Origin of the sequence: Paenibacillus pini JCM 16418, assembly GCF_000576305.1 — a bacterium.
Taxonomy (GTDB): Bacteria; Bacillota; Bacilli; order Paenibacillales; family Paenibacillaceae; genus Paenibacillus_AQ; species Paenibacillus_AQ pini.
This window is the reverse complement of the sequence record NZ_BAVZ01000005.1, coordinates 102,686-124,614: the sequence shown is the minus strand read 5'-3', so window position 1 is coordinate 124,614 and position 21,929 is coordinate 102,686. Positions and strand designations below refer to the sequence as shown.

Below are 21,929 nucleotides of genomic sequence, written 5' to 3'. Positions count from 1 at the left end.
ATTTCATGGGCATTCAACCCTGCCTCACACTACACTAGCGACGATTGACGTCTAAGGCACCTCTACGGTTGCCTACAGCATAGTCGAGTGCCTACGTTGGTAAAGGTTCAGTAGACATCACCTTTTGCGTCGCTGACGCGAAGCGTATTTCCTTCTACCGATTTAAGCTTGCACTAAGATCTTTTGCAGGTTTGCGGTTAGACTTGGCTGAGCCCTTTTGGCGTAGATCCTTAGGTTTGATATGCTTAATCATTGCAAGTGTAGTCAGACCTAGCGCAGCTTCTACATCTCTGTCTGTTTTAATAGAGTCATCCAAGTATTCGAGTAAGAACGCGAGGCCAATGGAGAGTATTAACGATGCAATAAAGGCAATAATCGTATACATCATAGGGCTTGGGTTCACGGGATCGGGATTATCTATCGTTTCATACAGGATCGTAATTTTACCTGCCTGTACAATACGAGGAACCTCTGATTTGAATACTTCTGATACAGCATTTGCAACTTTTACAGCATTGGCATAACTGTAATCACGTACAGCGATCGTCATGACAGGTGTATCATTAACGGTATCCACCTTGATCATGTTAAGTAGCTTACTAGTGCTTAAATGTAGCTGAGGGTATCCTGCGACAACTTTTTCCAAAATGGCTGTTGTTGAAATAATTTCTTTGTATGTATACACAAGCCGAATTCCCATATCCACGTCATTACTTTTTAGACCCGTCTTAGGATCAATCTGGTTGTTGGTAACAATAAACTTGTTGTTCGCTTCGTACTGCGGTTTAACCATCAGATAGCTGTAAGCACCTGTGGCCGCACTAATGACCAATACAATCAACAAAATGAGCCACAGCCTCTTTTTGACAATATGCATGTATTCTTTTAGTTCCGATTCCATCCGAATGTCGCCCCCATCTGATTGACTATTCCTTTTTTGCTACTATAAAACGATAGACTTAGCTACAAAATGTATCAAATTCAGTTTTAATATATGATACGAATTGTATCATGTCAAGCGACAAATAAGTCTTTTTGCCCAATTTTGCGTCACTTTGTTACATTGAAAGCGCTATACCTAGGACTAGGCTTGATGAAATATTTTTTGCGAAGTTTTTCCTTAATTAAAGAAAAACCCCACTCCTTAGCGAATGATTGGCGAATTTTATACTATTTCACCTTATTCCATTCACTTCGGCTATGGGGGTCAAGCGTACCTATATCCGGGATTTCATAGCGTCTTCCTTCCCGGTCAGTCACAATAAAGCAGCATTCATTAATTTCGCTTACATTTTCATGCAAATGATCCATCCAAAATGTGACATCACCATATGTGGTATTCACGATCCAGATCCATTGATTCTTCTTACGTCGAATGGATATGATTCTAGAAATGCGTGGGATCATATAACGCCGATCTAACTCTAGCCTAGCTTCGATTTGGCTAAAACTATCTAGCGATAATAGATTAGGTAGAAGAGCAATCTCCTCTCCATCAGAGGTACGTACAGAAATAAACTGCTCTGGATAAGAGAAGGGAAAGGTACAAATTAGTTGTACGGGTCCGTGACTATAATCTGCTGCCTCAGCCTCAAGTATTCCCTCTCTATTTCGTAACAGAAGTATTTTCCCTGACTTATGTCTATTGGGGGGTAAAGAATTCATCCGATGTGCACCTCCACGGACTGATCCTGATCCTGCTTCTGTTTCTGAGATTCGACTAATTTATGATATAGTCCTCGACGTTGTAACAGCTCGAAATGGCTGCCTGTTTCTACAATACGTCCACGCTCCATGACGATAAGCCTGTCTGCACTGCGAAGGGTTGATAGTCGATGAGCGATTGCGATCGTTGTTCGACCTTTAATTAAGCGATTCAATGCCTCCTGAATTAAGGCCTCCGTCTGTGTATCTACTGAGGCAGTAGCTTCATCTAGAATTAGAATACGCGGATTGAGTAGCACTGCTCTAGCGATGGCAACTCGCTGCTTCTCGCCACCAGATAAACGGTGCCCGCGCTCCCCCACTTTCGTATCATAGCTATCGGGTAAGCGACAGATAAAATCATGAGCGTTCGCAATAACAGCGGCCTCAATAATTTGCTCTGCCGATGCATCAGGACAGCCATAGGCGATATTTTGAGCAATGCTTCCGTCAAATAAAAAGGTTTCCTGTAGCACAACACCTATATGCTTCCGAAGATCCTCCTGCCTAATTTGCCTAATATCTTGACCATCCAATAGAATCTGGCCCGCATCCGGATCATAGAAACGACATAATAAATGGATAAGCGTAGATTTACCTGCACCCGAATGACCGACTAATCCCACCATTTCCCCAGGTGCAATCGTACATTGAATATCATGTAGAATCTGACGATCTTTCTCATAACCATAGCTGATGTCCTCAAAGCGAATTTCACCTTCTGGCATCTTCAATGGCTGTGCATCCGGTAGATCTTTAATTTCAACAGGTGCCAGAATCACCTCCATGATGCGCTCTGAAGCTCCCATCGCATCGTTAACCCAGCTGATCGACTGCGCGAACCATTTTACCGGCCCAAAGAACATCATTAAATAAGCGGTATAAGCGCTAAGTGTTCCAATAGTCATCTCACCAGACAATACAGTCCGTCCTCCTAAATACCAGATGAGAATGCCACAAAGCGAGGTGAACAGTGAGAACAGCGGAGTCATAGCCAGCCACATACTTTGAATGGATACCGTTCGCTGGACCATCTTGTCATTGGCTATATTAAATCTCGTTTTCTCCGTTTTCTCCTGTGCAAACGCCTTAATGACACGGATTCCTTGCAGCGCTTCGCCGATTACATTCTGAATGATGATGGAAGACTGCCACTGGGCATACCACAATGTTCTTACTTTAGGCCACAGCCAAAGCATGCCTAGCATTAATACAGGCACTGGAGTCAAAATAATTGCCGTTAGCTTCCAGTTCAAATGAAATAACATCGCCAGTATAAAAACAGCCGTCAGCAGCTGCGTTAATAACTGAATCAATCCATCTGTTAAGAAATGCTTCACCTCATCCGTATCATGATGAATTCTGCCAATAAACTGGGATACCTGACGTTTATCGAAGAAGCGGATGGACTGATCCATTAAGGCATGAAACATATCTCTGCGTATGTCCCCTGTCAGCTTGCCTCCCATCCGAATGCCTAAATAGCCCCGAGACATCTGGAGCCCCGTTGCTACAATTTGTGCTACCGCTAGACCTGAAATGAGCCATAGTAGTACCTTATGATTGCCTGCTGGTGTGGCAATATCATCAATAATCATTTTGGTCATATAGGGGGGAACCATATCAAAAAGGACAGATAGAATAAGAAGCCCTGCCATATACAACATTAGATGACGATATGGCTTGAAATAACGGGACATGTGCTGTAGTACCGTATATTTGCCTTTACCATGAGTACATGGTAAGACTCCAAGCCGTGCAACTTTACCGCATTTAGGGCATTTATCTTCATCTGCATCGTGGCTCGGTTGATCCCAATCCGTTAGCCAAGTAGAATGAATCCAATGCTCTAGTTCCGGCATTGCTTTGCGATAAGCTTCCATATGAGGGGTGGTGAATCTCGCTATTTCTATTGTTTGTGAATTCGTTGTCACATGTAGTGATCCGCCGCCTACGGCTTCACGAAGAAGCAAAGACTGGATATCTTGCCTTGCATAACTACGCTGCACCCGTCCTGCCGAATCATAAATTCCAATCTTGGAATCACACACACGCAGCTGAAGTAACTCAAATATTAACTGCTGATTTACATCGGCGGTTAACACGAGCCATTCAGAACCTGCCACACCGGAAACATTAGAATTTCTTTCTTTATGTATTCCCATGTCTAACCTTCCGTCCGGCAATTACAACTTTTTCACTGAAATATACCAACGCATGAGTTTAGGCCACTCGTGAATATGCAGCGCAAGCCAAGACAAAAGCCGCAGTTGCCAATGATCGCGAGGTCTGCGTCGCTGTTTTCTTTGGACACTCGTCCATTCGCCTAGAATTTGATCTAAACTAACAGCAGTATCAGGAAAAATATTTGTATCACCTTTAAATATATATTGATTTTCATGTTCTTCTTGGATCACATGCAGCAGCCGATGCCCTACTAGCAGCCCCTCGTTACTCACGAACAAATACACCTGTCCAACACGTATGTTGTGACTATCCACAGGCATGAATTCGCTGATATCTCCTTCTACAATGAGTGGAAACATACTCGTACCATAAGAGGGAAGCTCAATACTACCGCGCCGGCTAATCCATCCGGACACCGCAGCTGCTTGATCATGCATAGCTTACTAAGCCTGCCGACATTAAGTCTCCAATAAATAGACGGACATCCTGATCGACAATATGATGCTCAATCTGATACTCTGATTGGATTCGGTTTACGATTTCTTCTATCGTCTGACACTCTGGAATTAGAGACCAGATCATGCCTCCAAGTTCATTCAGCTTCGTAACCGAATGGGTAGACAGATCAAGCAGAATCCACTCCCCTTCAATCTGTTCAGTTTCAACTTTATCCTGTCTTCTTAATACAGCACTCGATATTATTTTGCTCATGAGATTCGCTCCCAAAAGGTATCATTTTTTTGAAAATAAAGGTGGTATAAAGGCACCTGCTCAGCAATCTGCTTACACAAGGAAATCATCTTTAGCGTTTCAAGATCGTTATGGCGCCAATAAAACACTTTATCCAGAAGTTCAATAAATCCATCCCCGCTTCGAACAGGGGTACGTTTCACTTCCATGGACTGGATGATAAAATGCACCCCTGAAAGCGGTGATCTCATTAATACACAGGGATCCTCCATGTCACTACGGAATGGAGAATCATACACCATGACTTTTCCATCGTCCTCTACATACAGAAAAGTTGCCTCATCTGATAATACTGGACGTGGTAAGGACAAAGCAGCCACAGTTGATTTACCAGCTCCAGATGGGCCCGCGAACATGAAGGCCTTCTCGTCCTGCACAACACAGGACGAGTGGATTAATAGCCCTCGCTTACGGTAAATCAGCCATGAGCTGTACAGATTAATTAAAGCATGCTTGAGTGCAAACTCATCATACACATACATTTCCGCTAAGCTGTAATCTAGAGAAGTAACCAGCTTATAATCGCAGCGACTGAACGTCACCTCATGTTCGGTTTCCGTGATCGTAACCGGTCCATCATCAAACGCAGTACCATAATGGTCGAATATTTGCACATGGATATCAGCAGATATGGATTCATCAGCTTCCTGATCATCCATTACTCGAAATCTGCTGCAAATAAACGCCTTTAGACGTGGCGTTTCAATCTGAAACGAAATAGGGGACTTGCCTACTAGCGTTAATAATTGGTCCATTCTCTTCAACCTCGTTTATCATCATAATAAAATCAGATGTTACAGCTAGCGGTAGAAGCATGCTGTATTACTTCTTATTCTTCATCATCACTCAAACCACGATGATGATGACGACTAGGACGTTGCGTACCGAATTCAACACTTTGATGCACCAGTACTTTAGGAGCTTCATAAGTTTTCATAGATACCCCCCCCTTCTTATAAATTTACATATATGAAAAGATACGCTAGTATCAATTCAACGAATTAGAGTTTCTCTTTTAAATTGATACGCTAGTATCAATTCAACGAATTAGTGTTTTCTCTTTTGATTTGATACGCTAGTATCAATTCAACGAATTAAGTTTTTCTTTTAAATTGATACGCTAGTATCCATTCAACGAGTTTAATATCATACAACCATCTACGATGCTTTGCTTTTACGCAGCCATAGGATCGGTAATCCCCAGAACATAAACGCGTACTGCGAGCCCCGATGTTTCCAAGTATCATAGACAGCAAAAGTAGACACCAAACGGAATACAGCATAGCTGATTCCCTTCTTACCGTTCATAGCCATCCGAGCTTTCTTTAGTGACCAAAGTGGATACTTTTTATGCTGTGGAAGAGTTTTTATATGGTGAAGATGAGGGAACACGTGGTAAACAAGTGAAAGCGCTATCAATATTTTAGAAAAATTCTGGTCAGCTCTGGCTTGAATGAGCATGTCCTCGTAACTAATGAGGTCTCCGGAGTAGTGAATGAGATGCATAATATCTATAAAATATTTCAGTGACATCATATGATGATTTATCCCATGTAAACAGATGTGATAAAACGTATGCTGTACAGATAATTCCCTTATACTATGATAAGACTCCATCAGGATTGACTGCTCCCATAAACGATCACAGTCTGTCTCCGATCCAGTCTCTCTAACAATATTCCAGTGTATCTCAGCCGTTAAGTCTGGAATTCCACCACGTTCATAAAGCTTGGTGAATTCGGCATGAAAATGACTGTCATCCCCAATTTGGCGTTTAAATCCTAGCCTTTGCAGGGCTATCTTTGCTTTATCTAAATCTTTCTTATGTACTAATAGATCTATATCTGTAGTAGCTCTAGCAGATATTTTCCCGAAATACTTTTCAGCAAACCGTATTCCCTTAAGCGGAATAACACCCACACCTTCATCATCTAACGTTCTTAATATGGTGTTCTGTTCACTGCGAATTAACATGTTTTGAAAAGCAACCGTATCTATATGACCTCTCAAACGACTAGCAAACCATTCAGGTACCGCATTAAATAGCTGCTGCCTGCCAAGCATTTCATAGATTTGTGGCTCAACACCAAACCATACCAGATCGTCATAAATTTGGACGTATATCTCATTAGACAAAGAGCCTGGATGGGTCCCTTGATATAAAGCCGAAATAAATGAAATGGTTGAATTCACGGATGATCCCCCATTTAATAAGATTGGTTGCCGCTGTAATACAAGTATCCTGCCTCGCTACCACGAATTTTAATATTATTTAGAACGACACCAAGCACCCGCACCTTGCATGTTCAAGCTGAGCTTTAGCTTTTTGAACTGCCCCTTTTTTAACCTTGCCACCATGTACGACAAGCACGACACCATCGCAATATGCACTAACAATCAGTGCATCCGTAACAGCTAGAATGGGTGAGCTATCGAATAGAATGACATCAAATTCATCTTTAAGCTGTTTCAAAAGTTCAGACATATATTTGGACCCAAGCAATTCAGAAGGGTTAGGTGGAATGGGACCTGAAGTGATAAGCGACAGATTATCAATTGCAGTTTTGCAAAGCACATCCTCCAATTGTTGCTGTCCCGATAACAAACTCGTTAAACCAACATGATTGGGCTGAATAAAAACATGATGCAATGAAGGTTTATGTAAATCAGCATCAATGACCACGACCTTCTTACCTTCCTGCGCATAGGTTACCGCAAGATTACTAACGGTTGTCGTTTTACCTTCGTTCATTTGAGCCGAGGCAATCATTATGGTACGAATATGCTTGTCGAGTGTGGAGAACTGAATATTGGTACGAAGTGCACGGTATCCCTCAGACGCAGGTGATTTGGGATTCGCTGCGGTCACGAGCAGATTTCGATTTGATGTTCTTTCCATAGTTCACTCCAACTCCAATCCAAATTTTCGATAAGTTATGAATCTTAATTTTCAGATAAACCACTATGCAGCACTTTGATAAATATAGTAAAATGACCTTATCTATTTATAAAAGACAACTTGACCTTTTTACGTGCTAACATCATAATGTTGACCTGGCGGATATTCAGAAATCAGGCTCCCCAAGAAATCATATGTCTGAATGCGAACCCGCTCTCCCCAGGCCATACGGTTAACATATCGTGCGTTATTTAGACGCTCCTTACATTCCGTATCGAGTAATACTCCATATTGGTAGGCTTTAACTGACATGCAGCTCTCTTTCCATATCAACCTACCCGAGGTCTTAAGTACTTGAATTTTCTGATAGGAAATATCGAATCCCAGCTGTAATTCAGGAATAAGAGGAAGATGAAGATCGCTAAAGAATACTAACATGTTCGGTTCAATGTCCCATAAAATAACGGGCCTTGTCCGATTCAAGTGGATGAGATCATCACCAATTCGCTCAATCGACATTTGAGTATGCAATTGAATTCCATGCGTCATTAACATATTCATAATTTTTGCCTACCTTATGTATATAAATAATGAAACAACAAATAATGCTAATGATACTTAAAGTTTCAATATTTGTTACAAATGGTATCATTTACATTATTCAATGTACGATACATATTGTATCTAGTCAATACATTTTTCCACTTCGCCTTTTTTTTGCGACAATTTTGTATCTATTCGGGCATTCCCTAGGCCATCGGAGGAGGATCATTCATGAATAACGGAAACCGTATCGCAGAATTAAGAGATCAGCGCGGCTGGACACAAGAGGAGTTAGCTCAGAGCATTGGAACTACACGCGCGTCCCTCTCTCATTATGAGAAGAATCGCCGTAAGCCAGACTTTGAAATCCTTACGAAATTAGCCGATACATTCGGTGTATCCATAGATTATATTATTGGACGTACCAACCATCCCAAGACTGAAATGGATTCAGAAGTTCGTGAGTTCGTAGATAAGCTAGAACTATCCGATCGAGATTTACTTGAGCGTTTCAACCTTACTGTGGATGGACGCAGCTTATCCGAAGAAGAAGCTCGTCGTTTCATTGCCTTTGTGCGAATGGAAAGGTCGATGGAATAGTTTAGCGAAAAAGAATAGAAAGAAACCTCAGTAACCAAAGAAATATCTTTGGCTGCTGAGGTTTTTTTACGTACTGAATAAGGAGATTTACCTTATCTAGATTATTAATTTTTTATACAGTTTACATATGCCTGCCATCTGTTAGGATCTATTCCGCATTGCTCCAGCACTTTCTCAATATCCAGTTTAATCTGCTCCGGTTTCTCTCGATTGGACCGGGCCTCGGTACCGATTTGGTTCTTGTCATTCATCGATGATACCCTCGCTCCACTCATATTCAATGAGATTAATTGATCTTTCTCTGGACGGCTAGTCTTGCTGTGCTTACAGGTATATAACAACGATTGCAGTAGAATGAAGCAAGCGACTCCCTTCGTCTATCATAGTATAAAGTGTACTTGTCCCAGATGTTGTCGTCTGATGGAATAAATTCGCCAGAAATTCAGTTCTATTTTTGTCGAAAAAAATGGGCTTACGATTCATGTCCCGAAAAGGAAGCCTGAATCGTAAGCCCTACTGATTTATTATGCATTATTGTGAAAATAACTCTGAAAAAATTACAAATTATATCAATGACTGCCCGTTCTGGCTAGTTCACGCATGTTAGCTTCAAAGGCAGCTAGTAATGCAGCCTCTCCCGTTAAACCACGATCATGAACTTTGCGAATATGCTGCGTCATCCGTTTGTAATCCTTAGGAATGACACGAACAAATTGATCCAGTGCTACATCCCATTGATCCAATACCTTCAGAGCAACAGCACTATCCGTGTAATATGCATGTTGATGAATCAATGCCTTCAGTTCATTCGCTTCTTCCAGATCTTCTACCCGTTCCAGAAGAACCATCTCGAGATTGCAACGATTGATAAATGTCCCTTGCGGATCATATACGTATGAAATACCACCAGACATACCTGCTGCGAAGTTCCGTCCTGTGTCGCCCAATACAACAACGCGTCCGCCTGTCATATATTCACAACCATGGTCACCCACACCTTCAACAACAACATTTGCTCCTGAGTTACGTACAGCAAATCGTTCGCCTGCTATACCGCGTACATATGCCTCACCACTTGTAGCTCCGTAAAAAGCAGTGTTTCCGACAATAATATTCTCTTCAGCTTTAAAAGTAGACTTCGGTGAAGGCTTCACAATTAGCTTGCCTCCAGATAAGCCTTTACCAATGTAGTCATTGGCATCGCCGACAACTGACAATGTCATACCCTTCGGTACGAACGCTCCGAAGCTCTGACCCGCCGTTCCAGTAAAGTTGAACTGGATCGTATCTTCAGGCAATCCAACTGCACCGTATTTACGTGTCACTTCACTACCCAGAATCGTACCCACTGCACGATCTACGTTGGTGATCGGCAACATGCCTTGAACAGAAATACCTGTAGCTAGAGCTGGCGCTGCCAAATCAAGCAGGTAACGCATATCTAGTGTTTCTTCAAGACCATGATTCTGAGTCTTGGTTTGGTAACGTGTGCTACCTTCTGGCAGTTCCGGTGAATGAAGAAGCACTGACAGATCAATGCCTTTCTTCTTCCAATGCTGATCTGCTTCGCCTGCATCTAGCAGTCTGTGCGACCAATCATTTCTTGGATCGTACGGAAACCAAGCTCAGCCATGATTTCACGTAATTCCGATCCAACAAATGTCATAAAGTTTACAACATGAACCGGATCACCCATGAAGTTCTTCCGCAGTTCAGGGTTCTGAGTTGCAACCCCAACAGGGCAAGTATCCATCTGGCAAACACGCATCATGATACAGCCGAGTGCGATAAGTGGAGCCGTTGAGAAGCCATATTCCTCGGCACCTAGCAATGCTGCCACAGCCAAGTCGCGGCCATTCAGCATTTTGCCGTCTGTTTCTAATACTACTCGGTCTCGTAGGTTATTAAGTATCAGCGTCTGATGTGTTTCAGCCAGACCCAGTTCCCAAGGAAGTCCTGCGTGACGGATAGAGCCTTGCGGTGAAGCGCCCGTTCCGCCGTCATAGCCACTCACAAGGATAATATCTGCGCGTCCTTTGGCAACACCTGCTGCAATTGTACCTACACCAACCTCAGACACGAGCTTCACATTAATATTCGCGCGTGGATTAGAGTTCTTCAGATCATAAATGAGCTCTGCTAGATCCTCAATCGAATAAATATCATGATGCGGTGGTGGTGAGATCAGGCCTACACCAGGTGTAGATCCACGAACTTCTGCGACCCATGGGTAAACTTTACGACCAGGCAACTGTCCGCCTTCGCCAGGCTTCGCTCCCTGCGCCATCTTAATCTGAATTTCATCAGCATTCACCAGATAATTCGAAGTAACGCCAAACCGTCCAGAAGCTACCTGCTTAATTGCACTACGACGTGAATCGCCATTAGCATCTGGAATGTAGCGTGCTGGGTCCTCTCCGCCTTCACCGGTATTGCTCTTCCCACCAATGCGGTTCATTGCAATGGCCAGACTCTCATGTGCTTCTTTACTGATGGATCCGAAGGACATCGCACCCGTCTTGAAACGCTTCATGATGGATTCTAGTGATTCAACTTCATCCAAAGGAATGGAAGTACCTACAGGTTTTAGCTTAAGCAATGAACGGATCGTCAAACGTTGTTCATTCTCACCTTGTACCAGCTTCGAGTACTTCTTATATACCTTGTAATCACCACTGCGAACGGCTTGCTGTAACAAATGGATCGTCTGCGGATTGAACAGATGCTCTTCTCCGTCTTTGCGCCACTGATAATCGCCGCCAGAATCGAGAACTTTATCGTTCCCATCCTTATCCGTGAAGGCACGATGATGCTGAGAAAGTGCCTCAGCCGCAATCTCTTCCAAACCGATGCCACCAATACGAGACGGTGTACGTGTAAAGTACTGCTCGACGAAATCTTCTCGCAGTCCCACAGCTTCAAAAATTTGCGCGCCACGGTATGATTGAATCGTGGATATACCCATTTTAGACAATATTTTAACAACGCTCTTCGTAGCCGCTTTAATGTAATTCTTCACAGCCTTCTCATGGGAAACCCCACGGAGCAGACCTTGCTGAATCATATCATCCAACGTTTCAAATGCCAGATATGGATTCACGGCACTAACGCCGTAGCCTAGTAATAGCGCATAATGATGCACCTCACGCGGTTCTCCGGATTCGAGCAAAATACTTACTTTCGTACGTGTTCCTTGACGAATAAGATGATGGTGCAAGCAGGATACGGCAAGCAGTGCTGGAATGGCAGCATTGTCTTTATCAACACCACGGTCAGACAAAATTAGAATGTTATGACCTTTGGAAATAACGCGATCCGCAGCCTCGCATAAAACGTCCAACGCCTGGCGCAGTCCCTCTGCCCCATCTGCAGCTGTAAAGAAGATTGGGATCGTCATCGACTTAAAGCCAGGACGGTGCACATGACGGATTTTCGCAAAATCCTCATTCGACAGCACGGGTGTATCCAGGCGAATTTGACGACAACTCTCTGGTTCTGGATTCAGTAGATTACGCTCTGGTCCAATCGTTGTTCCGGTAGAAGTAATGATCTCTTCACGAATCGCATCGATTGGAGGATTTGTAACCTGAGCAAACATTTGTTTGAAATAGTTATATAAACGTTGTGGCTGATCGGATAAAACGGCGAGCGGAGCATCATAACCCATCGAAGCTAGGGCTTCCATACCCGTCGATGCCATCGGTTCAAGCACCTTACGCAGTTCTTCGAATGTATAGCCGAATGATAGTTGAAGCTGTTGTACATTATCATGCTTTGGTTCAGGAAGCTCTGTGGCATCAGGAAGCTCATCCAGATTGATTAAGTGCTCATCAAGCCAGTTCTGATAAGGCTGTTCTGAGGCAATTTGTGCCTTTACCTCTTCATCCGAAATGATGCGTCCTTCACGTGTATCCACAAGTAGCATCCGTCCTGGACGTAAGCGATCCTTATACAAAATATCTTCCGGAGCAATATCTAGCACGCCTGCTTCCGAAGACAATACAATTAAATCATCCTTCGTTACGAAATAACGGGCAGGACGTAGACCATTTCTATCGAGGATAGCCCCAATTTGTATGCCGTCCGTGAAGGCCATCGCAGCAGGTCCGTCCCATGGCTCCATCAATGTACTATGATATTCATAGAAAGCCTTTTTAGTTGGGTCCATGCTTTCATGGTTATTCCATGGCTCAGGTACCATCATCATAGCCACATGAGGCAATGAACGTCCGCTCAAATACAGAAACTCAAATGTATTATCAAACATGGCTGTATCCGAGCCGTCTGGATTAATCACCGGTTTGACCTTGCCCAGATCTTCTCCAAATACTTCGCTCTCAAAAAGCGACTGGCGCGCATGCATCCAGTTCACGTTACCGCGTAATGTATTAATCTCACCGTTATGAATCATAAAGCGGTAGGGGTGAGCACGTTCCCAGCTTGGGAATGTATTCGTACTAAACCGTGAATGCACGAGCGCAATCGCAGTTTCCATTGCTTCGTTTTGTAAATCGAGATAGAATTGTCCAACCTGAACAGTAGTCAACATGCCTTTATAAACGATTTTGCGGCATGAAAGGCTAGATATATAGAACGAATCCCCTTCTGGTGTTCCTCCATAACGGATATCCATTTCGACACGTCTACGAATAATATACAGCTTACGTTCAAAATGAAGATCATCTTGTACATCACTGCTGCATCCAATAAATACCTGACGCACATATGGCTTAGCAGCTTTGGCTGACTTACCCAACATTTCATCATATGTTGGCACATCACGGAAACCGAGGAATTGTTGTCCTTCTTCCGCAATAATTTCTTTCAGACGGTTCTCATGGGCATTACGAACGGATTCATCATGGGAGAGGAAGAGCATACCGACACCATACTTGCCTTGTTCCGGCAATGAAAAGCCTAATCTGTCTGCTTCAGTAGAGAAGAATCGGTGAGGAATTTGTAGCATAATACCGGCTCCGTCACCGGAATTGGGCTCGCTTCCTTGACCGCCACGATGCTCCATATTCTCGAGCATTGTCAGCGCTTGGCTTACAATCTGGTGGGAAGAACGACCTTTAATATGAGCAACAAACCCCATGCCGCAGGCATCCTTCTCAAACTGCGGATCATAAAGTCCCTGTTTAACGGGAAATTCCGTATGTTTCATGGAAAGCAACCTTTCTTTGTATAAGATTAAAATAGATAAACTTAAAACAATTGTCAGCAAATAAACCTAAGAATCTAGCGACATTTGTTCATGGAACATTTTCACGATCACAGGGGAATGGGGTATGTCACAACAGAGGGAAATGCCTCGTTGATCAGGGGAATGGGTTAACTTTAAAATATCGATATTTATTCAATATGAATTGGTGTTATTATTTTAACATCGCTCCAACTTGTGCGCAATTTAAACTTTTTATGAAACCGATAAGAAATGTTTTGCATCAAAGCACTAAAGTATTTAGAATAAAAACACTATAAAACGAATAATCATACACCAACCTGCCGCCCTTATATTCCCATTCAATTCATGTTTAAAAGAAAAGACATCCCGAATGTTCGGAATGTCTTTTTTATTCATTCAACCTATGCACTTACCGTATTGCTTTGTTCCAAAGTACTTTTATGCGATTTCATTAAGAAGTACACTAGTGTCGACGCTAGGAATACGATGCCCACGGCACCCAGTACCCCGGCCTGCTTCCACATAAATGTGAAATCTCCAGTCGAGATTACTGCTTTATAACCAGCAACAGAGTACGTCATAGGCAGTAAAGGATTCAACACTTTCATCCATCCTGGAATCAATTCCAGTGGGAACGTGCCTGCACTTGTTGTCAGTTGGAATATCAACAGTATAATGATTACAAATCGTCCTGGCTGGTCAAGCCAAGTCACAATAGCCTGAATCATAAACATGAATGTTAAGCTCGTGATGAATGAGAATAGATAGAATAAGGATACGCTCTGCACTTCTAGCTTTAACCCGTACAGGAGAACTACACCTGCAAGAAGTGTTTGGATTACACTCATGAGTGCAAATGAGAATGTACGGCTGATAAAACGATTGAATCCAGAAGCTCCAAGTACAGAAGTATCACGAATCGGAATAACAATAGTTGAAATTAATGCCCCTACGAATAATCCTAGAGATAAGAAGTAAGGTGAAAAACCAGTACCATAGTTCGGAACCTTGTTAATTTTATGTTCCTGAATTTGCACGGGCTCTGCAAACATATTTACATTCGCATCAGTAGCCTTTACCGCAGCAGTTTTCTGTGCTACTTCATTTAGCTTCGAGGCCAGTTCGCCCGATCCACTTGTAAGCTTACTTAGCCCCTCTTCAAGCTGACCTGCACCCGTATTGAGCTGTTTGGAACCATCAGCAATGGTATCTACGCCACCACCAAGCTGACTCATGCCACCCTTCAGCTTCTCCGAACCTGAAGCGAGCTGAATTGCTCCTGCTGCAAGTTGCTTCGTACCCGCTGTTGCTTCCGACAGCTTCGTACCAAATAACTTCAAGCCATCAGCAAGCTTCGCTTGGCCTGCATCAAGCTGAGTTGCACCCTTCACGAGGCTTTGCTGACCTTTGTGAAGTTCATCTGCTCCTTGCGTAAGCTGCTTAGCGCCTTTGCCCAATTGCATCGCTCCGCTGGATAGTTGCTGCACACCTTGATGAAGCTGTGCTGAACCACCTGATAACTGCTGCTGTGCCTGATGAAGCTGAGTCGCTCCTGTGGACAGCTGCTGCTGTCCTTGATGAAGCTCCTCACTACCTTTAGCTACAGCCTGACTTGCTGCTAACAGCTTCTGCACTGCTGGATTGTTCGCAAGCTCAGGGCTTCCTTCCGTCAACTGCTTTAAGCCTTGAGCTACACTTTGAGCTCCAGCTGCCACTTGAGCGCTGCCTTGCTCTGAAACTTTAAGACTTTGTTCTAGCTTGGCACTGCCAGCTTCAGAAGACTTCAAGCCAGTTTGCAGCTTATCGCTGCCTTCTAGTGTCGACTTCAGACCTGTTTGCAATTTGTTACTACCATCCACAGCAGTTTTTAAACCAGCACTCAGTTTCGCACTTCCCGCTTCAGATGCCACAAGTCCATTTTTCAATTGAGTCGAACCTGCATGTGATTTCGAAGCACCCTCTTCAAGCTGCTTGTGCGCAGCCTCTAGCTGTGTAAGACCACCAACAAGCGTCGATGATCCATCTGCTAACTTGCTCGCACCCTGCTGTAAATCTCCGGCTCCCTTAGAAAGGGGCTGAATACCTTCCTTCAGCCTAACGGTTCCTTCGACGAGTTTACCCAGATTGTCTTTGAGCTTAATGGCTCCATCATCAAGCTTCACGACGCCATCCTTAATTTCAGTTGCACCGTCCCCTGCATCCTTCAATCCACCAGATACGGTTTCGATTTGTTCAAATAAAGTGTTAGCGTAAGCTTCCGTTACTTTCGCAGAAACCTGAGCTTTAATCTGTTTAACTGCGGTTCCACCAATTTGCGATGCCAAGAAATTATAGCCTTCATTTGGCTCGAATATTATTTCAGACGGTTGAGGTTTCTCATCCAGAACGGTTGTTGCTTTTGAAGAGAAATCTTTTGGAATGACGATTGTCATATAATAATGATTGTCTGCTGTCCCTTTGTCCGCTTCCGCACGACTTACGAATTCCCACTGGAAATCGTCGCTCTTCTTAAGTTCTGTTACAAGGTCATTACCTACTTCTAAGGTTTTCCCACTATACTGGGCTCCTTCATCACTATTGACTACCGCTACTGGCAACTCACTCATTTTACCGTATGGATCCCAGAATGCCGTTAAAAATAGACCACTGTACATCACGGGAATAAATAAGACAGCTATCATTGAAATCAACAGCTTCTTGTTTCGAGCAGTAGCAGCCATATCTTTAAAAAACACAGATAAAGACTTCATATCATACTTCTCTCCTTATATATTACTTTTCTCTGTCTTAACTAAAATGCCAATATTACCGCTTCAAGAACTTAATGACTAAATTAATCAAACGGTCAATTTAAGAGTTAAAAAAAATCCCTCTCACATCGGCCAGCATTTCTGCCAGCTCTATGTACCGGAAGCCGATATCAATCTTATGCGCTTGTCATTGTGCATTTGCCGAAAGACCTTCTGCTAAGAACAAACGAATATAATGTTTAATTTCCTCTTTGCTCAAAGGCTCATGCTTTTTATTAAAATCAGAGGTCAATGCGATATACAATCTTAGCATCACAACAGATACAACTTTAGGTTCACAGCTCTTAATCTCTCCCTTATCTAAAGCATGCGTAACTTCCTTCTCCACATAATCGAGTATCACATTCTCCAGTTTGCTCAGACCTTCTTGAGCTTGGGGTGTTCCGAAGTCTCGCACCTCTTGGGATAACTTTATAAAAAGTTCATGTTCTTTGCGGAAATCCAGCAAGCAGTCCATCACACGATATAAATTATCAAAAAATATTTCATCACGCCTGATTTCTGTATCCGCAATCCTCTTCATATCCAGAATGACAATATGTACGATTTCATCAAACAATTGTTCTTTATTTGAGAAAAACGTATAAATGGTACCTTTGCCTACATTCGCAATTTTCGCTACCTGATCCATCGTCGTTGCCTTATAGCCAAATAACGCGAAAGAGCGCGCCGCAGCATTTAGCACCTGTTTGCGACGATCTACCACAGGCATACCTATCCCACCTTTCTTCATATATAATAGATAACGTGTATTCTTACGCTTCTAGTAAATGACCGAATTTCATAATCAGTCATATGGTCAACATAAATTTAACATGAATGTATCTGATAAGCAAGCTTTTGTTTAACATTTGTGAATATATTCGTGGCAAGTTGAGCTATCCATTCAATTCATATGGAAATAATCATTCCTTTTTTGTAAGATAGAGGAAGGAAAAGTAGGTGAACCCTTTTGCGTAAAAAGAGAGTGCTGCTGCTGTCTGAAGGATTCGGCACGGGTCATACCCAAGCTGCCTATGCTTTGGCCGCAGGAATGAAGCGTATTGACCTTCATCTGCAGTGTCGTGTGATTGAGCTAGGAAACTTTTTGAATCCAAAGGTTGGCCCTTTAATTTTATCTGCATACCGTAGAACGGTAACACGCAGTCCTAAGCTGTTAGGTATGTTATACCGTAACAAATACGATAAATCATTGAACCCGCTGACACGACTCGCTCTTCATCGTATTTTTTATAAACAAGCTGCTCAAGTCGTCACTCAATTAAAGCCTGATCTAATCATCTGTACGCATCCCTTTCCCAATGCTGTGGTGTCTCGTCTGAAGCGCCATGGGGTAAGCGTCCCTTTGATTACGCTGATTACCGATTATGATGTTCATGGTACGTGGGTTAATGAAGAGGTTAATCAGTATCTAGTCTCGATCCCTAGAGTAAAAGAACTGCTTGTTCGCCGCGGTGTCCCTACAGCTGATGTTCACGTCACTGGAATACCCATTCACCCGAATTTCTGGGAGACTGGGAATAGGGATAAGCTCTGCAATGAAATGGGGCTACATCGAATGCCTACTGTGCTTATTATGAGTGGCGGATGGGGAGTTTCTTTTAACAAGGAGATTTTATTACAACTGACCTCATGGGCCGACCACATACAACTCGTCTTTTGCACGGGGAGCAATCATAAGTTATTAGATAAAATGAAGGATACTGCTAGTTTACACCATGAGAATATTCATATCCTCGGCTACACCAAACATATCAATAAACTAATGGATATAGCGGATCTTCTCATTACGAAACCTGGTGGGATGACCTGCACCGAAGCGTCAGCAAAAGGGATACCGATGTTGTTCTATGAAGCCATACCAGGCCAAGAAGAAGAAAACAGTCATTACTTTGTGAAACAAGGATATGCGGAGAATATCTCTTATCGAGTCATGGATAAATGGCATCATAAGCTTGTTCATGAATACGACAGCCTAGTACTTCAAAGGGATCGTTTCCTCGCGCGCTCCGCATCCCATACCCAATCTAGTGAGTGTGCTCAAAAAGTATTAGATCTACTAAATGAAGAAAACACTGAATCTAGCAGATTCACAAGCATCCCATAGCATACGAAAAAGCTTCCACCTATATCAAAATGTACCCTTTGTAAAAGGAAATTTCAAAAAAAAGCTAGGCAACTTCAAGACGCTGCTGTCTGTATTTTACAGGGGGTAGCTTTTTTAAGTACCGTGCGTTTTAACTTACGAGGAAATCGAGCTTTTTTAAAAGTTCATTCTCCGCCTGTAATAATCGATTTTGAGCTTCTAGTCGTGAAACAAATAGGAAGGGGTCGTGTAATGCATATCCGGAAAAAGGCATTTATTTTAGCTTCTGTTACTTTAATGTCGGCGATCATTGGATGCTCTAACAATTCCAGTCAGTCAAATGCGGGTAAAGAAAATAATAATAAAATTCTAGGAATAACAAATGAGATAAGAAAAATAACATCGTCTCAACTGACTCAACTAACAAAGGATATGACGTACAGAAAAGTTATAAATACATTAGGGAACACGAAGGATATTGGGTCTGGAATATCTATATTCAGATATGAATATGAAAACGGTGAATTCCTTGACATCAAAATGTTTGAACAACATCTTGATGCGAGAATTAGTGAAGAAGTCTATCAATACATTCAGACCGAGTTGAATAATAAGATGCCATAATTAAAATGACTGTCTAAGGAATGATTTATCAGAAATAATCAACTACCGAAATGTTTGGTCTACATCAGATTTTTCTTCGTTTGGTCATCTTATGTTCACTCCGACATTTTTTTGTATATAAATAAAAGTACCCTATAGAATAGACTTTCTCAAAAAGTCTATTCTATAGGGTACAGTTCATATCAGGTGGAAGCTTTTTTCTTAATAATGCCGATCATACTTTTGTTCTTTGACATTGAACCGTTCTCGCATACAAAATTAGTATACAAAAACTGAAGACGAGTTGCCCATCGCATTTCACTTGTCATGCCGCAGAACATCACTTTCTGCATCAGCTGATCCACAGAAACGAACAATAATCGATTATAGTTCCCAGCTGAACATAGTGCATGATCTAATGCTGTTCTCAGTCCCGACAGATAATCTCCCGGAAGCTCAACCTTGTTAAATACAGGATAACATCCCGTAAGATTGTAATACAAACGCGTTAGATCAGCGAGTCTTCCCCTTCGATCCTCTTCTACAATCCGGTTATAATCTGGCCTATGATCTGGTGGAGCCAATTGACCTAATCGCTGACACCACAGAATAGACCGATATTCTTCTTGAATAGCATGCTGTACATCCGCTGACGATAACGACCACTGTCCGTTGTCCTTATGAGAATATATCACTAGACCTTCCGCCTTTCCCATAGGCTTATGCATCATAATATATGCCTTTGCTCGCCCGGTGGTTCCAGCTTCTTATTGCCATGCTATTCGTACGATTATTTATAGAATGTATGATGACCAATCGTCTTGGCATACGTACGAGTATTGTGCACTGTCAGATCATCTGCAAGAGTAAGAGACAAGAAATAGTAGGTATCATCGGATACCGATTTGATGCCGTTCAGTGCTTCATTGACAGCATGAATGGAATCCTGATTTGGATGGACGCGTTTAAACCGCCCGTTAGCCACAGGACTGAACTGGAACTTTTGAAAAATTACACCTTTAATAGTATCGGGAAAATTGGCTGACCGCAGCCGGTTCAAGACTACATTGGCAACTGCCACTTTGCCTTGGTACGGTTCACCTTCGGCTTCCGCCATCACAATTTTGCGAAGTAGAAGCACATCATCAGCGGATACCGTGTATTGCTTCGTCGACTGAGACTTATCAGAAGGACTTAGCAGCCGGGTCCGGCTGAAATATAAAATTTTGGGGGAATTAAGCTTCGGATTATAATTAATTGCAGGTTTCACCTTACCAGCTTGAGAAGCTTGAGCAGCTTTAGGCTTCAGCTGATGTAGAACCTGTCCACTATTTGAAGCAGGTAACTGTTTAATAACAACAGGATACTGAACGATCTTCCACGAATTCAATTTCTTACCATCTACAAGTTGTAATGAATTCTTCGCAGAGATTTGACTCTGTTTCTGAAGCTTCTTATGAGCAGTATTTACGGAACCGAAAGAATCCGTCGTCTGCTTTGCGGCCACTAGCTTGTCCATCTCGTTGCTATATTGCACTTTTTGTGACTGCTCGTTCTGCAAAAGCAGGCATACCGCAGAGAAACACACTAGCAGCACTCCGATAAGCAGCGCCATCCAGCGGTTTTGTCTTAGAGTGTACATATTACTCCTCCTATATTCCGGCACATTCCCTTCTTATGTAACCGAAAATACAGGTTTTGAATAACCATGGAAATATTTTCAGGCATTTTGCAATATCCGAAGAACAAAAAACAGCTATACATCAGGTAAATCTCTAATAAAAATATTTTCTATTCACAGTACAGTATTTCTGTTCAAAGGATAATGCTAAGAGGGAATGCTATATGATATGTGTAAAAAAATTCAATAAAATAATCTGTGAATCTATGAGCCTAGTTCTTATTACTTCTGATTTAATCTAGTTTCTTGCCTCCCAAATGGAAGGCCTTTAGTATCTCATACATTGGCTGAACGTGCAAACGAGTGGTAAATAGTACAAATTCGTTTACAGTCCAAAGCGCTTCCGGTCGCGCTTTTTCACCACGATGATCTATTTGTAGAACAGCCTTTCTGTCCATGTCTGAAAATGGATCATTTCCCTTGTATTTACGGGAAATTGTAATATGTGGGTGATATGGTCTATTTTCGGTAACAAATCCAAGTGCATGTGTCGCCGAGGTGACCATTTGCTGTAAAATAAAAAGTGCATGATTGGTGTCACTCCCCTTCAAACCCGCCCAAAGAACCCGCGGAGATTCAGGTAATCCGAAGGTTCCCCAATCCCCCAATTGCAATGTAAAAGATTTAAATTCATTAGCAACTTTGCTCAATGACTGGATGATATCAGGAATGAGTTTAGGCTCTACATCTCCTAAAAACTGCAAAGTTATATGATAATCTTCTATAAATGTCCATTTTTTAAAAGGAAATTGATCTTCATGTTGAATCTTCCACTCATGGAGCTGTTGTTGTATCCATGCTGGTACGCGAATGGCCACGAACACGCGGAGTGGCTGAGAATCATTTCCGTTTCTTCCTTCCTCACACATGACAAATCC

17 protein-coding genes and 2 pseudogenes are annotated in these 21,929 nt (G+C 42.5%); 3 read left to right on the top strand and 16 right to left on the bottom strand.

From position 1 onward, the window contains the following. Nucleotides 1–154: 154 nt before the first annotated feature. The 9 genes and pseudogenes from JCM16418_RS09625 to JCM16418_RS09585 form a co-directional block, all read right to left on the bottom strand. Nucleotides 155–901, bottom strand: coding sequence for a YveK family protein (locus JCM16418_RS09625; RefSeq protein WP_036648130.1), 747 nt, complete (start codon nt 899–901; stop codon nt 155–157). 269 nt (nt 902–1,170) lie between these two features. Then, entirely contained in the window at nt 1,171–1,665 is a 495-nt protein-coding gene (locus tag JCM16418_RS09620; protein WP_052020174.1) for a DUF1854 domain-containing protein, read from the bottom strand. After that, nucleotides 1,662–3,869 carry an ABC transporter ATP-binding protein gene (locus tag JCM16418_RS09615; protein WP_052020173.1) on the bottom strand — a complete coding sequence of 736 codons (2,208 nt, stop codon included), beginning with the start codon at nt 3,867–3,869 and terminating at the stop codon, nt 1,662–1,664. Before JCM16418_RS09615 ends, JCM16418_RS09620 begins: the two co-directional genes overlap by 4 nt. A 21-nt stretch (nt 3,870–3,890) precedes the next feature. Next, a complete protein-coding gene (locus JCM16418_RS09610; protein ID WP_036648127.1) occupies nt 3,891–4,328 on the bottom strand; it encodes a S24/S26 family peptidase in 438 nt (145 codons plus the stop codon). Continuing rightward, nucleotides 4,321–4,602, bottom strand: coding sequence for a PqqD family protein (locus JCM16418_RS09605; protein WP_036648124.1), 282 nt, complete (start codon nt 4,600–4,602; stop codon nt 4,321–4,323). Before JCM16418_RS09605 ends, JCM16418_RS09610 begins: the two co-directional genes overlap by 8 nt. Next, nucleotides 4,599–5,396: a hypothetical protein gene (locus tag JCM16418_RS09600; protein ID WP_036648121.1), complete on the bottom strand. Its 798-nt coding sequence runs from the start codon at nt 5,394–5,396 to the stop codon at nt 4,599–4,601. Before JCM16418_RS09600 ends, JCM16418_RS09605 begins: the two co-directional genes overlap by 4 nt. Before the next feature lie 403 nt (nt 5,397–5,799). After that, on the bottom strand, nt 5,800–6,834 hold the full coding sequence (locus JCM16418_RS09595) for a nucleotidyltransferase family protein (RefSeq protein WP_052020172.1): 1,035 nt from the start codon (nt 6,832–6,834) through the stop codon (nt 5,800–5,802). A gap of 14 nt (nt 6,835–6,848) precedes the next feature. After that, nucleotides 6,849–7,540: pseudogene (locus tag JCM16418_RS09590) on the bottom strand (CpsD/CapB family tyrosine-protein kinase). A 129-nt stretch (nt 7,541–7,669) separates the two neighbouring features. Continuing rightward, nucleotides 7,670–8,101: a hypothetical protein gene (locus tag JCM16418_RS09585; RefSeq protein WP_036648116.1), complete on the bottom strand. Its 432-nt coding sequence runs from the start codon at nt 8,099–8,101 to the stop codon at nt 7,670–7,672. 213 nt (nt 8,102–8,314) lie between these two features. Between JCM16418_RS09585 and JCM16418_RS09580 the strand changes: the two genes are divergently transcribed. Then, nucleotides 8,315–8,683, top strand: coding sequence for a helix-turn-helix domain-containing protein (locus tag JCM16418_RS09580; RefSeq protein WP_036648114.1), 369 nt, complete (start codon nt 8,315–8,317; stop codon nt 8,681–8,683). A 104-nt stretch (nt 8,684–8,787) separates the two neighbouring features. Here JCM16418_RS09580 and JCM16418_RS24920 read toward each other — a convergent pair whose 3' ends face one another. The 4 genes and pseudogenes from JCM16418_RS24920 to JCM16418_RS09565 all read right to left on the bottom strand — a co-directional run bounded on the left by JCM16418_RS24920 (nt 8,788) and on the right by JCM16418_RS09565 (nt 17,393). Continuing rightward, the gene (locus JCM16418_RS24920; protein ID WP_158442423.1) at nt 8,788–9,024 is read right to left on the bottom strand and encodes a hypothetical protein; all 237 of its coding nucleotides are present in this window, start codon (nt 9,022–9,024) and stop codon (nt 8,788–8,790) included. A gap of 228 nt (nt 9,025–9,252) precedes the next feature. After that, nucleotides 9,253–13,850 (bottom strand): annotated as a pseudogene (gene gltB / locus JCM16418_RS09575) (glutamate synthase large subunit). Between the two features lie 422 nt (nt 13,851–14,272). Then, nucleotides 14,273–16,621: a YhgE/Pip domain-containing protein gene (locus JCM16418_RS09570; protein ID WP_036648113.1), complete on the bottom strand. Its 2,349-nt coding sequence runs from the start codon at nt 16,619–16,621 to the stop codon at nt 14,273–14,275. A 187-nt stretch (nt 16,622–16,808) separates the two neighbouring features. Next, entirely contained in the window at nt 16,809–17,393 is a 585-nt protein-coding gene (locus tag JCM16418_RS09565; RefSeq protein ID WP_036648112.1) for a TetR/AcrR family transcriptional regulator, read from the bottom strand. Between the two features lie 240 nt (nt 17,394–17,633). On the opposite strand from JCM16418_RS09565, the gene JCM16418_RS09560 reads away from it, so the two are divergent. Further along, nucleotides 17,634–18,788 (top strand): MGDG synthase family glycosyltransferase, encoded by a 1,155-nt coding sequence (locus JCM16418_RS09560; RefSeq protein WP_052020171.1) that lies wholly within the window; start codon nt 17,634–17,636, stop codon nt 18,786–18,788. A gap of 231 nt (nt 18,789–19,019) precedes the next feature. Then, complete coding sequence (locus JCM16418_RS09555; RefSeq protein WP_036648111.1) at nt 19,020–19,391, top strand: hypothetical protein; 372 nt, start codon at nt 19,020–19,022, stop codon at nt 19,389–19,391. A 182-nt stretch (nt 19,392–19,573) separates the two neighbouring features. Here the strand turns inward: JCM16418_RS09555 and JCM16418_RS09550 are convergent, their stop codons facing one another. The 3 genes from JCM16418_RS09550 to thpR all read right to left on the bottom strand — a co-directional run bounded on the left by JCM16418_RS09550 (nt 19,574) and on the right by thpR (nt 21,920). After that, nucleotides 19,574–20,101, bottom strand: coding sequence for a hypothetical protein (locus JCM16418_RS09550; protein ID WP_036648110.1), 528 nt, complete (start codon nt 20,099–20,101; stop codon nt 19,574–19,576). A 59-nt stretch (nt 20,102–20,160) separates the two neighbouring features. Next, complete coding sequence (locus JCM16418_RS09545) at nt 20,161–21,012, bottom strand: cell wall hydrolase (RefSeq protein ID WP_036648107.1); 852 nt, start codon at nt 21,010–21,012, stop codon at nt 20,161–20,163. A gap of 272 nt (nt 21,013–21,284) precedes the next feature. Continuing rightward, a complete protein-coding gene (gene thpR, locus JCM16418_RS09540) occupies nt 21,285–21,920 on the bottom strand; it encodes an RNA 2',3'-cyclic phosphodiesterase (RefSeq protein WP_036648104.1) in 636 nt (211 codons plus the stop codon). Nucleotides 21,921–21,929: the final 9 nt, after the last annotated feature.